The organism is Pseudoalteromonas sp. CO348 (assembly GCF_004208845.1).
Lineage (GTDB): Bacteria > Pseudomonadota > Gammaproteobacteria > Enterobacterales > Alteromonadaceae > Pseudoalteromonas > Pseudoalteromonas maricaloris.
The window spans coordinates 83,963-96,803 of sequence record NZ_SGPI01000039.1 but is presented as its reverse complement, the minus strand read 5'-3'; the positions used below and the strand labels follow the sequence as shown (position 1 = coordinate 96,803).

The window sequence follows — 12,841 nt, the reverse complement described above, 5'->3', positions numbered from 1 at the left end:
AATCAAATATGATGCAAAAAAGCGTAATGAAGGGGCAAAGTAATGAGCTTTTGGCAAGAAAAAACACTCGAAGAAATGACTAGAGATGAGTGGGAAGCGATTTGTGATGGCTGTGGTAAATGCTGTTTACACTCTTTTATCGACAGCGATGAGGAAGATGAATCATTTGAAAGCACCGACTTTTTACGCGAAGGTGAAGAGTTACTCTACACTGATGTTGTTTGCCAATATAACGATAAAAATAGCTGTAGTTGTAGCCGCTACAGCGAAAGGCAAGTTCTAGTTCCGTCTTGCGTACAGCTAACCAAAGAAAACCTCAAAGATATCTTTTTTATGCCAAACAGTTGTAGTTATCGACGACTTCATGAGGGCAGGGGACTGGCAAGCTGGCATCCTCTTAGAAATAATGGTTCCAAACAAGCCATGATAGATGCGGGGATCAGTATTTTTGGTAAGGCAACCTCAGAGCTGGAGGTAGACTTAGAGTCTGATTTTGAAGCGCATATTGTAGAGTGGCCCCACAAAGACTGCGACTAAAGAAACAAGGACTAGGATAAATGCTTTGCGGTAGAGCATGCATCTATCCTAGAAAAAAGGCTACTATTCGCCAATATCGCCTTTAGACGGCAACGCGGCAAATGCACCGTAGCGTTGAACGGCAAATGCACCACATTTCGCAGCATACGCGACTAAGTCTTTTGCCTCATCCAGTGAGATGACAAACTCAGTATCTTGGGTAGGTTTAAACTTTCGAATGATCTCAGCAAGTAACCCCCCGACAAACGCATCCCCCGCAGCCGTGGTATCCACAGCAACAACATTTGGCGCAGCAACTTTAGCACTATCATTTGGTAGATAAATCTCAACGGGGTTTGCGCCGTCGGTTATTAATAACAATTGAGTTTGCTTATCCATAACTGCGGCTATGGTTTGCGCTTCGGTTTTACCCGCATGACTATTCGCGTTCAAGTATTCCAATTCTTCGCGTGAGAGTTTAACGACATCACTTAGCGCGATACAATGCCAAATTCTATCAAGAATATGCGTAGTCGAACTCCACAGGTTCGACCTGAGGTTCATATCAAAACTAACAAGCATGTTGTTTGCACGCGCATACTCGAGCGCATAAACCGTGGTTTTGTAGATATTCTCTTCAGTAAGACTGTTACTGCATATATGTAAGACAGAATGCTCTGTAAACATATCCTCAGAAAAATGTGTTTGCCTGAACAACAAATCCGCCGCTGGTGGCCGATAAAAACTAAAGCTTCTTTCACCTTGTTTATCAAGAGAAACAAATGCCAATGCCGTTTTGGCTTTATCTGTATACTCGAGGTAACGGGTATTTACGCCATTAGCCTGTAGCTCTTCAGCTAAAAACTGGCCGAACATGTCATTGCCTAACATGCCGCAAAAATACGCATCAACGCCTTGCTTTGCCGCAGCTACTGCCACATTTGCAGGCGCGCCGCCTGCATATTTAGTAAATGATTCTGGTGTTTTGCCATCCGATAAAAAATCAATCAACGCCTCACCAAAACAAACAAGTGCCATGTTATTCGCCTTTTAACTTCATTGAACGCAGGACTTCGTAACACGCGCCCATGGTGTGATAATCGGTCTTGCCCGCCGGGCTTTTTTCATCACTGTACTTTTCGTTCTTGTTATTCAAAATACGATACCAAGCACCGTATTCATGGTCGACGAAGTTATCCCAAGCATATTGCCAAATTCTGTCGTACCACTGCCAATATTTTTCATCACCAGTTTCAAGTGCTAGTAGCGCAGCCGCAGCGAATGACTCCGCCTGAACCCAAAAGTACTTGTCATCGTCGCAAACTGACTTATCCGGCGCAAAACCGTAGCAAATTCCGCCGAATTCACTATCCCAAGCAGCTTTTAATGACTCATCAAACAAGTGCACGGCTTTTTCCACAAGCCATGACTTTGGCATGTAGCGGTTAATCAGCAATAATAATTTTGACCACTCAGTTTGATGACCTGGCTGAAATCCCCAAGGTCTGAATAAGTGTTTGGGATCGTCTTTGTTATACTCAAGGTCGACTTGCCATTGACTATCATAGTGCTCCCAAATCAGCCCCTCAGCCTTAGCCGCTTGACGATTTACCATATTGTCGGCAAGCAAATATGCACGCTGTAAAAACTTTTCATCCTGCGTTGCTTCAAAGCAAGCAATTAGCGCTTCGCAGGTATGCATATTGGCATTTTGACCACGGTACTTATTTGCCTGATTAAAGTCCGCATCGAATTCATCTTTATAGAGCCCAAACTCAGGCTCAAAGTACTTCTCTTCTAACAGCTGCCATACTCGCTCGATTGCAGACTTGCTGTCCGACAAACCAACCTTAAGCGCGCAGGCATGAGCCAATAAAACAAAGGCGAGGCCATAACAATGGTTAGTGCCATCTACAACATTTTCGCCTTCAAGCAGCCACGCATAGCCGCCACTTTCTTGTCTATGGACAGTTTCTAAATAATCGATACCATGCTTAACCTTATCTAAGTCAGCTGGCTCTTTAAAATAGTCATAAGCCATAGCATAGTTAAAGACAAAGCGGGTGCTTGATACTAAGTGACGCGTTTTCGCATCATAAATCTCGCCATTATCCTTGAAGAAGTGATTAAAGCCACCACGTTCATCCACGCAATTTGGTGCGTAAAAGCTGAGCGTCTTTTTTATGTGTGCTTCTAAAAATTGCGTTGTTCTAAAATTCATCTAACTTTTAACCTACTGCTGAACATTTCCGTTACTTTAGCAGATAAAACATGGAACGATCCAATAAAACATTTGTGATTTTCATGTAACAGTGTGTAGAATCAAGGTGAAAACAGATTGGAGTATCACTTGTGAGCGAAATAAATACAAATCAAACCTTCGTCACAAGCGGGAATACCGAGAATAATAATTATCGACTTCCGCTTATTGCAATGACAACGCTTTTTTTCCTTTGGGGATTTATCACCGTTTTAAACGATGTCCTTATTCCAAGACTAAAAGGCGTATTTGACCTTAACTACACAGAAGCAATGCTGATCCAGTTTTGCTTTTTTAGTGCCTACTTTATTATTTCTTTACCTGCTGGTTATTTAGTTAAACGCTTTGGCTATAAAAATGGCGTACTAACGGGCTTAATCGTGGCATCCATTGGTTGCATCATGTTTTATCCTGCCGTTGTTGTTCACGAATATTGGATTTTTCTCTCAGCCCTTTTTGTGCTTGCATCTGGTATCACTGTTTTGCAGGTATCAGCGAATCCTTATGTAGCAGCACTCGGTCATCCTCGCACCGCATCAAGTCGCTTAAACCTCGCACAAGCGCTTAATTCACTGGGTACCACGATTGGTCCTATCGTGGGTGGCTTTTTATTGTTTGGTTCAGCCGGTACGCTAACCGTTGAAGCTGCGGCAAGCGCAGAGGGGGTAAAGGTACCTTATCTTATTTTGGCAGCTGCGCTACTAACAATCGCCGTTGTATTCGCGTTTTTAAAGTTACCCGTTATTGCTGAGCATACTGAAGCCGTCGATTGTAAAGCGAAACACCATAACCTAATTGAAGCGCCACACTTAGTAATGGGGGTAGTAGCCATCTTCTGCTATGTCGGTGCAGAGGTTGCGATTGGGAGTTTCCTTGTAAATTACTTTGCAGAACCTGAAATCGCAGGACTTGAAGAGCATGCCGCGGCAAAACTTATCGGTTACTACTGGGGTGGTGCTATGGTAGGGCGCTTTGTCGGCTCTGCTGCCTTAAAAACTATTGCACCTTCAAAAGCAGTGGCTTTCAACGCTGTCGTTATTATTTTATTACTGGCATTGACCATGAGCACCAGTGGCAACATTGCGATGATTGCCGTGCTCGCAATTGGCTTGTTTAACTCCATTATGTTTCCGACAATCTTCTCAATGGCAATTGAAGGCTTGAGTTCACTAACCAGTAAAGGTTCTGGCTGGCTGTGTTTAGCCATTGTCGGTGGTGCTATTGTGCCGCTTATTCAAGGTGTGGTTGCGGATAAATTCCATATTCAGATCAGCTTTATTGTGCCATTGCTTTGTTATGTCTACATCGCATGGTACGGATTAAACGTGGTTAAACTGTCGCAAAAGTGGCAAGCAAAACTGAATTAAGTTAACGAAAGTTTACAAGGCGAGCATAGCTCGCCTTTTTTATTGCATAATTTTTTCGTCGCAGAGTATTGAATACGTATTCATAAAGGGTATTATAAAATAAAATTGGAACGCTCCAATTCAAAACAAAAACTAGGAGAGAGTAATGCGAGCTAAAACTTGGGCGTTGGCAATCACACAAAGTGTGTTGTTAAGCGCAACAGTTCACGCCACTGAATCAAATACACAGTGGGTCGATACCTTCATTGGTACTGGCGGTGATGGCCACACCTTCCCAGGCGCTGTCGTCCCATTTGGTATGGTTCAATTAAGCCCAGATACAGATAACCCTATGCGCGGTGTTTCCCCTCAACCAGAAATCTACAAGCGCTGCGCCGGTTACCACTATGACGACCATACTATTGTTGGTTTCTCCCACACGCATTTCTCTGGCACTGGTCACTCAGATCTTGGCGACTTGCTGATCATGCCAATGACAGGCGAAGTAAAACTCGATGCTGGTACCGCTGAAAATCCAGACATAGGGTATCGCTCACGCTTTTCTCATGACCAAGAATGGTCTGAGCCTGGCTATTATGGCGTTGACTTACTCGACTATGGTGTGAAAGCCGAAGTCACCACAACCACGCGAGTGGGTATGCATAAATACAGCTTCAATAAAGCAAAACAAGGCCATGTATTGCTTGATTTGACCTCAGCAATCTATAACTTTGAAAACAAAGTGATTTGGAGCGACATCCGCAAAATAAACGACACCACATTGGTTGCTTACCGTGCAACTAATGGCTGGGCGCGTAACCGCCAAATGTATTTTGCCATTGAGTTTTCAAAACCTATCACTGACTATCAGTTTTATAATCTAGACAACAACCGTTATCGTTGTATGAATTGCTTAGGAAAAGACAGCAAACACTCTACGATTGAGAATACCGCAGTAAAAATGACAGCAGGTAAAGCCGTTAAGTTTGTTGCAAGCTTTGATGATCTAGACGAAACGCCGCTGTTGGTGAAGGTCGGACTCTCTGCAGTTAGCCGCAAAAACGCATTAGAGAATCTTAAAACTGAAGTGCCAAGTTGGGATTTTGATAACGTTCGCGCAAATGCCAAGTCTCAGTGGGCAAATTATTTAGATAAAGTCGACGTGGAAGGCACCAAAGCGCAAAAACGTCAGTTCTACACTGCGCTTTACCATGCGCTACAAGCGCCTAATATCTACCAAGATGTCAATGGACAGTATCGAGGCGTTGACGGTGAAATTCATGACGGCAAAGGTTTTGAGCACTATACCTTATTCTCGTTGTGGGATACCTATCGTGCATTACATCCATTACTCACTTATATCGACCCAGACCGCGTATCCGGCATGATCCAATCAATGCTTGTACATTATCAGCAAAGCTATGAAAAAATGTTACCTATTTGGTCGTTCCATGCCCACGAAACATGGACCATGATTGGTTATCATGCGGTGTCAGTCATTGCCGATGCATATCTAAAAGGGATCAGAGATTACGATATTGATTTAGCAGTAGAAGCCATTGAAAACACGGCTAACAATCCAGTGTATGACGCCATCCCTGAATACAAGAAATTTGGCTATGTACCAATGGACGTACTTCCTGAGTCTATTTCTATTACTCTTGAATATGCTTACGATGATTTTGCCATCGCAAGAATGTATGAAGCGATGGGCAATGCCAGTAAAGCGAAAGACTATTACCAACGTGCGATGAGCTATAAAAATGTGTTCAATAAAGAAACCGGTTACATGCAAGGGTTAGATTCAAAAGGAAACTGGGATCCCGAATTTGACCCGTTTGAAGCAAAATACATGGGCCCATACACCGAAGGTAACGCTAAGCAATATAGCTTCTATGTACCGCATGATGTAGCTGGCCTGATTGAATTAATGGGTGGTGACGATGCATTTGAAGCACGTCTAGATGCACTGTTTGATACCCACCTTTCTGAAGAGATGATCAAAGAGCACGAAGATATTGCAGGCCTGATTGGTAACTATGCCCATGGTAATGAACCAAGCCATCATATTGCCTATTTATATAACTACGCGGGTAAACCGTGGAGAACCCAAGAGCGTATTCGTCAGATCATGGATACCTTAAGCTCAGACAAACCGGATGGCCTTGCAGGTAATGATGATGTAGGTCAGATGTCTGCTTGGTATATATTCTCAGCGATGGGCTTTTATCCCGTAGCGCCAGGCGACCTAAGCTACGCGATTGGTGCACCTCAGGTGCCAGAAGTTACATTGAAACTTGCAAACGGTAAAGCGTTTAAAACCGTTGCTAAAGGTTTCAGTGATAAAAACAAATACATCAAATCCGTTAAATTGAATGGCAAGCCACTTAAGCGTAGTTATATCACACATAACGACATTATGAATGGTGGTACATTGGAGTATCAAATGTCCAGCAAGCCTAATAAAGCGTGGGGTCAATCCAAAACGCAAAGACCGCCTTCATTGTCGGAGTATAAATAATGGTTAAAGCAGGAATATTTCTTGCGGCTATGACCACATTTGCAAGTGCGCCATTCGCACTTGCAAATGACATCGATAATGCCGCAGCGCAATTAAAACCGATCGCTTTTCAGTCAGACTTAGCATGGCGTCAATTTCCCCTGCCTGCCGTCTCGCTCAGCAAAACAACTAAAATTAACCATTTCGCATGGCAAGAAATTGATAACAAAGTAATAGAGCAGATAAGTTATAACGTGGCTAGATTACTGTATAAAGATATGAGAATGGCGCCTAAACTACCTACACTCCATATCGTCTTTGAAGACCTAAAAGGGGTTGCATATAAAGAGGGCGATTTTAACGGCGCAACAATCCATATCAGCGCAAACTACATGGAAAACTTTTCTAAATCGCACAGCGAAACAGAATCAGTCGACGAACTTATCGGTATTCTCTATCATGAAATTGCCCATGCTTATCAACTAGATGATCATAATTACAAGGAAATAGGGCCAATCATTGAGGGAATAGCGGATGTTGTTAGACTAAAAGCTGGATATATTCCTGATGACATCCAAAATCCTGGTGGCAATTATAAAGATGGCTATAAAAATACTGCATTCTTTATCGATTGGTTATCGAAGCAAAGTAATCGAGACCTACTTCAGGAGATCAATGCTCAGTTGGACCCATATGACGACATAAAGTGGGACTGGCAATACTTCGAGCAGTCAGCAGGTGTTAAATTAGATACTGCTTGGCGACGTTATCAAGCGTCGTTACTTTAACACAAGGTGAGCGTAGTCTCACCTTTATTTAACATTCACTCTAAACCTCTCTTATTTCCTGCCGATAATCAAAGACAAACCTTTGAGTTTTTGATAAAAATAGTTACAAAGGAATCCAATTCCTAAATCTATTAATAACAATCGGCCAACGAGTTTTTTGTTTGGCTGAAGAAAAGAACAAGTTCAACAGGATCATGATGTTTAAAGCGCTAAAGTTCACCACCAAAGTAACCGTAGCAGCCTCCCTTGTGTTAGTGATTGTGCTCGGCTTATTTACCGTAAACAACTTTCTCGTTATGCGAGACCAAACTCAAGCTCGGCTTACCTTGGTTTTACAAGAGATTTCCAGCTCGGTTTCACAAAATATCGCCAATTGGCTCAATGACAGACTTGAAATCGTGGTCTCGATTGCTGATGGACATAGAGCTGATGACTCCACTGAACAGATAAGAAGACGGTTAAAAACCGCAGACACTGCGGGGGATTTCAAAAATGTTTTCATTGGCACGCCAGATGGTACATTTGTTTTGGATGATCCAAGTATCCAACTTCCTGCTGATTTTGATGCGACTAGCCGCCCTTGGTACAAGCTCGCGGAGCAAAAACAAGATACCGCATTTACCGCACCCTATATTGACGTTACCACCAACGAATTCACTATTTCTGCCGTTGTACCGGTGAAACAGGGAGGCCGATTTGCAGGTGTGGCTGGGGGGGACATTGACATGTCAACCATCACAAAAATCATCAACGAAATTGACTTTTTAGGGTTTGGTTACGGTTTTTTACTTGATGAAAGTGGTAAAATACTCAGTCATCCAGATACTAAACTTAATGACAAGCCGATGTCAGAGCTGTTTGGTAAACGCCTGTCATTAAATCGGGATTTCACGGAGCTTGAAATTGATGGCACAGAAAAGCTCGTTTCATTTGTAAAAATGAAAGGCATCAAAAATGTCGACTGGTATCTTGGCGTTGTCATTAATAAAGAAATTGCCTATTCGTCCGTATCTTCTTTTAGAAATATGGCTGCTATCTATATGCTACTTGGCGTTATTGCGATTGTGGTGATGCTACAACTATTGCTCAAGTATCTGATGCGCCCGATGTACAATCTCAACGCAGCCATCAAAGACATCGCCCAAGGTGAAGGTGACCTTACTCGTAGATTAGTCGTAGAGAACCAAGATGAATTTGGCGAGTTATCCGATTATTTCAACCTGTTTATCGACAAAATTCATGCCTCAATTACGCAGGTAAAAAATACTACAGTAACACTTGAAAACGTGGTGAATAGTTTGGTTGCACAAACGCAAGATACCTTATCTATGTATACAGATCAGTCCAAGCGCACCGATAGCGTCGCGACAGCCATCAACGAACTTTCTTCAAGTGCACAAGAGATCTCAAACAATGCAACCCATGCTTCAGAACTTGCCAGTAATGCCAACAAGCTTTCGGTTGAAAGCCAACATTCACTCACTCAAAATATCGAAGAAATCGCTTCACTGACACAAAAAATGTCTCAGGCACAAGACACGCTGGACGGGTTAGATAAACTCTCAGGCAGCATAGGGCAAGTACTTGAAGTGATCAAAGGAGTTAGCGAACAAACCAACTTACTGGCATTAAATGCAGCCATTGAAGCCGCTAGGGCAGGTGAGGCCGGACGTGGATTCGCTGTCGTTGCCGATGAAGTAAGGCAATTGGCACAGCGCACGCAAGAGTCAACGCAAGAAATCGAAAGCACTATTGCTCAGCTACAACAAGGCTCGGCTTCAGCTGTAGCTGTAATGAAAGCAAGTTTAGAAGACTCAGCAAGAAGCGCCGATAGAGCCAATGCTTCTGGTACTAAAATGCAAGAGGTGAGCAATTCGATTGATGCCATAGACGGCGTTAACCATGCAGTTGCCAGCGCCACACACCAGCAAAACACCGTTATCCAAACATTAGATAGCGACATTCATCATATTAGTGACCTCAGCCTGCAAGGCAGTAATAACCTAACCGCAACCCTTGAAGAGTGTAAGTCATTGAAATTACAGTTCGACGAATTAGAACAAATGGTGCTCAAGTTTAGAGTCTAACGCCATTCCAATAATGCTTAAAAGCCGCTTAACAAAAGCGGCTTTTTTGTGATCCTTTTATGACACAAAACACCTGCAACATCTCATTAACCAACAAAATCCCATTAAAACCAACAAGTTAATTGATTAATGTAATTTCAATGACAGCTGTCATATTTGTGTATTAGTTGCGCAACATGGTTGTCATTTTTCGTAATTAGACTGCACCCAGTTTTTTAGCAACTAGCAATAATTTATAAGGTGTATGCGATGAAGTGCGTTAACCACTTGCTTATAGCAGGTATGCTAGCAACGGCCTCTGCCGGAGCAACAGAATTAAATCAAGCGATGGACAAAAGTGCAGCTATCAATGAATCTGCATTAAAGTCTCAAGGGAAAATCGATGGTATTGCAGACGATATGCAGTCTCGTTTGCAAAAGTTCAAGACGTTGAACAAAGAAATCGACGGCCTATCTGTTTACAACGCTCAATTAGAAAAACAAATCAAAAACCAACTTGAAGAAATGGCGGCAATTAACACCTCTATGGATCAGGTTTCGGTGATCGAGCGTCAAATCACACCTCTCATGATGCGCATGATCACAGGTCTGAAACAGTTCGTTGAATTAGATGTGCCTTTCCTTCCCAAAGAGCGTGCTGAGCGTATTACTCAGTTAACTAACTTGATGGACCGTGCTGATATTTCATCAAGCGAGAAGTTCCGCCGCGTACTTGAAGCTTACCAAGTTGAAGTGGACTACGGACGTACTATCGAAGCTTATACCTCATTACTTGACGTGAATGGACAAGAACGTGAAGTAGACTTCCTACGAATTGGTCGCCTTGAGCTACTTTATGTCACAAAAGATGGCAGCCAAGCTGGTTTTTGGAACAAAGACAGTAACGCTTTTGACACATTACCAGATACCAACATCAGCCAAATCAATAAAGGCATTCGCATCGCACGTAAGCAGTTAGCACCTGACATGTTAACGCTTCCAGTTCAGGCTGCAGAGTAATAGGTGAGACCACTATGAAATTCGTACAAAAATTCACTAAACACGCTATTTTCGCAACAACACTTGCGTTAACCGCATCTGCGCATGCTGAACAAGCATTAGATTTAGATTCACTACTTAAAACCTTAGAGCAAGGGCAAACGGCACAAACAGCGCAAAACAAACAACGTGAAGCCGAGTTCAAAGCGCAGCAAAACAACCAAATCCAAATGTTGAATGCGTTGACAGGTGAACGTAACCAAGCGTTGGCTAAATCTGAACGTCTAGAAACCAATTTCGAAGAAAACGAAATTAAACTGGCCAACCTAAGTGACACGCTTAGCAAGCGTATGGGTACATTAAAAGAGCTATTCGGTGTGCTTCAACAAGTAGCTGGCGATAGTTCAAATAAGTTCGCAACTTCGGTTGTATCAGCTGAAATTAAAGGTCGTGATGATTACATGACTGAGCTTGCGAAAAAGATGGGCTCAACATCGCGTCTAGCATCAATCGAAGACATTGAAAAAGTCTGGTTTGAGATGCAACGTGAAATGACAGAACAAGGTAAAGTATCGCGCTTTAATACCGAAGTTATCGTAGCCGGTGGTGCCAAGCAAAATAAAGAAGTGCTTCGCGTTGGTGCATTCAACTTAATCGCTGATGGTAAATACCTGACTTACAACAACGATACACAAACACTTTCTGAACTGACTCGTCAGCCAGCGTCTCGTTTCACCTCAACAGCGGGTGAATTACAAAATGCGAAGACAGGTTCTGTTGATTTTGCCCTTGACCCAACAGGCGGCTCAATTCTCGGTCTACTAGTACAAGCGCCAAATACCGAGGAACAAGTACACCAAGGTGGCGCGGTAGGTTATGTGATCCTAGGTGTTGGTTTACTCGCACTACTTATTGCAATTGAGCGTTTTGTATCACTCATGTTGATGGGTTCTAAAATCAACCGTCAGCTTAAAGATAGTGTTGCCCGTGACGACAACCCGCTAGGTCGTGTGATGAAAGTGAAGGAGCAATACCCAGATGTAGCTTACGATACGCTAGAACTTAAGTTAAGCGAAGCAATCCTTCGTGAGATGCCAAAGATCACTCGTAACCTGACTTTAATCAAAATTATTTCAGTCGTAGCACCTCTACTTGGTCTACTAGGTACAGTGACCGGTATGATCAACACCTTCCAAGCAATTACCTTGTTTGGTACGGGCGACCCTAAACTCATGGCTGGTGGTATTTCTCAGGCCCTTGTAACCACCGTACTTGGCCTGGTTGTCGCTATCCCAACCGTATTCCTTTACACACTACTAAACACACGTTCTCGTAACTTGCTCCTTATTCTTCAAGAGCAGAGCGCGGGGATCATTGCAGAGCGTAGCGAGAAAGGAGCGTAATCGTGGTTTTATTGCTTGATGCAATTAACGCTTTACGTGAATTCCTTGATACAGGTGGCCAGGTTCTCCTGGTCATCGGCTTCGTAACCTTCGCCATGTGGCTACTTATTCTCGAGCGCTTCATGTTTGTGTTCGGTAAATACAGAGGCTACAAAAACGAAGTCCTACAAGCATGGAACTCTCGAAATGAGCGTAACAGTTGGAACGCAGAGCAGATAAGGCAAGCAACTATCTCTCGCGTGGGGATCAAACTCAACGCCAACTTACCATATATCAATGTCATGGTGGCACTGTGTCCTTTACTAGGACTCCTAGGCACGGTAACTGGCATGATTGAAGTATTTGATGTAATGGCGATCACCGGATCAGGCAGTGCACGCTCTATGGCATCTGGGGTATCAAAAGCAACTATCCCAACAATGGCAGGCATGGTTGGCGCGCTTTCGGGTGTATTTGCATCGACCTACCTTCAGCGTAAAGCCAAGCGTGAAGTTGAGTTGTTAGAAGATAAAATGCTACTAGACCATTAAGCGGTCGTGTGAGGAAAGAATTATGAGAGCACCACTTGCAAAAGTATTCCAAGAAGAAGAAGCAGAAGAAATCAACATGACGCCAATGCTGGACGTTGTATTTATCATGCTTATCTTCTTTATTGTAACGGCCTCTTTCGTTAAAGAAGCGGGTATTGATGTTAACCGCCCTGAAGCGGCCACTGCAGTTAAAAAGCAAAGAGCCAATATCCTGGTTGCAATTTCAGATACTGGTGAAATTTGGATTAACAAACGCCAAGTAGACATCCGTGCAGTTCAAGCAAATATTGAGCGTCTTAAAGCGGAGAATCCGCAGGGTAGTGTGGTTATTCAGGCTGATAAAAAGGCAACTACTGACACGCTAATTAAAGTAATGGATGCATCACGCGCAGCTGGCGCATTTGATGTTTCGATTGCCGCACAGGAGTCATAG

General features: G+C 43.1%; 11 protein-coding genes. 9 read left to right on the top strand and 2 right to left on the bottom strand.

The genetic code is table 11. The features are described from left to right. The first annotated feature begins 42 nt into the window (after positions 1 to 42). Positions 43 to 537 (top strand): YcgN family cysteine cluster protein, encoded by a 495-nt coding sequence (locus EXT48_RS20310; RefSeq protein ID WP_130127451.1) that lies wholly within the window; start codon positions 43 to 45, stop codon positions 535 to 537. 63 nt (positions 538 to 600) lie between these two features. Here EXT48_RS20310 and EXT48_RS20305 read toward each other — a convergent pair whose 3' ends face one another. Both EXT48_RS20305 and EXT48_RS20300 read right to left on the bottom strand, forming a co-directional pair. Next, the gene (locus EXT48_RS20305; RefSeq protein WP_130165560.1) at positions 601 to 1,554 is read right to left on the bottom strand and encodes a carbohydrate kinase; all 954 of its coding nucleotides are present in this window, start codon (positions 1,552 to 1,554) and stop codon (positions 601 to 603) included. 1 nt (position 1,555) lies between these two features. Beyond that, a complete protein-coding gene (locus EXT48_RS20300) occupies positions 1,556 to 2,737 on the bottom strand; it encodes an AGE family epimerase/isomerase (protein ID WP_130165559.1) in 1,182 nt (393 codons plus the stop codon). A gap of 131 nt (positions 2,738 to 2,868) precedes the next feature. Between EXT48_RS20300 and EXT48_RS20295 the strand changes: the two genes are divergently transcribed. The 8 genes from EXT48_RS20295 (at position 2,869) to EXT48_RS20260 (ending at position 12,841) form a co-directional block, all read left to right on the top strand. Next, positions 2,869 to 4,143 carry a sugar MFS transporter gene (locus tag EXT48_RS20295; RefSeq protein WP_130165558.1) on the top strand — a complete coding sequence of 425 codons (1,275 nt, stop codon included), beginning with the start codon at positions 2,869 to 2,871 and terminating at the stop codon, positions 4,141 to 4,143. A 145-nt stretch (positions 4,144 to 4,288) separates the two neighbouring features. After that, positions 4,289 to 6,643, top strand: a complete 2,355-nt coding sequence (locus tag EXT48_RS20290; RefSeq protein ID WP_130165557.1) for a GH92 family glycosyl hydrolase — start codon at positions 4,289 to 4,291, stop codon at positions 6,641 to 6,643. Then, positions 6,643 to 7,410: a basic secretory protein-like protein gene (locus EXT48_RS20285; protein WP_130165556.1), complete on the top strand. Its 768-nt coding sequence runs from the start codon at positions 6,643 to 6,645 to the stop codon at positions 7,408 to 7,410. The genes EXT48_RS20290 and EXT48_RS20285 overlap by 1 nt, the downstream gene beginning before the upstream one ends. Before the next feature lie 197 nt (positions 7,411 to 7,607). Continuing rightward, positions 7,608 to 9,497 carry a methyl-accepting chemotaxis protein gene (locus EXT48_RS20280; protein WP_130165666.1) on the top strand — a complete coding sequence of 630 codons (1,890 nt, stop codon included), beginning with the start codon at positions 7,608 to 7,610 and terminating at the stop codon, positions 9,495 to 9,497. 249 nt (positions 9,498 to 9,746) lie between these two features. Beyond that, the gene (locus EXT48_RS20275) at positions 9,747 to 10,496 is read left to right on the top strand and encodes a DUF3450 domain-containing protein (protein ID WP_069019190.1); all 750 of its coding nucleotides are present in this window, start codon (positions 9,747 to 9,749) and stop codon (positions 10,494 to 10,496) included. A 14-nt stretch (positions 10,497 to 10,510) separates the two neighbouring features. Beyond that, a complete protein-coding gene (locus tag EXT48_RS20270; RefSeq protein WP_010605502.1) occupies positions 10,511 to 11,878 on the top strand; it encodes a MotA/TolQ/ExbB proton channel family protein in 1,368 nt (455 codons plus the stop codon). A gap of 2 nt (positions 11,879 to 11,880) precedes the next feature. Continuing rightward, positions 11,881 to 12,408: a MotA/TolQ/ExbB proton channel family protein gene (locus EXT48_RS20265; protein ID WP_010378705.1), complete on the top strand. Its 528-nt coding sequence runs from the start codon at positions 11,881 to 11,883 to the stop codon at positions 12,406 to 12,408. 22 nt (positions 12,409 to 12,430) lie between these two features. Further along, the gene (locus EXT48_RS20260; RefSeq protein WP_010378708.1) at positions 12,431 to 12,841 is read left to right on the top strand and encodes a biopolymer transporter ExbD; all 411 of its coding nucleotides are present in this window, start codon (positions 12,431 to 12,433) and stop codon (positions 12,839 to 12,841) included.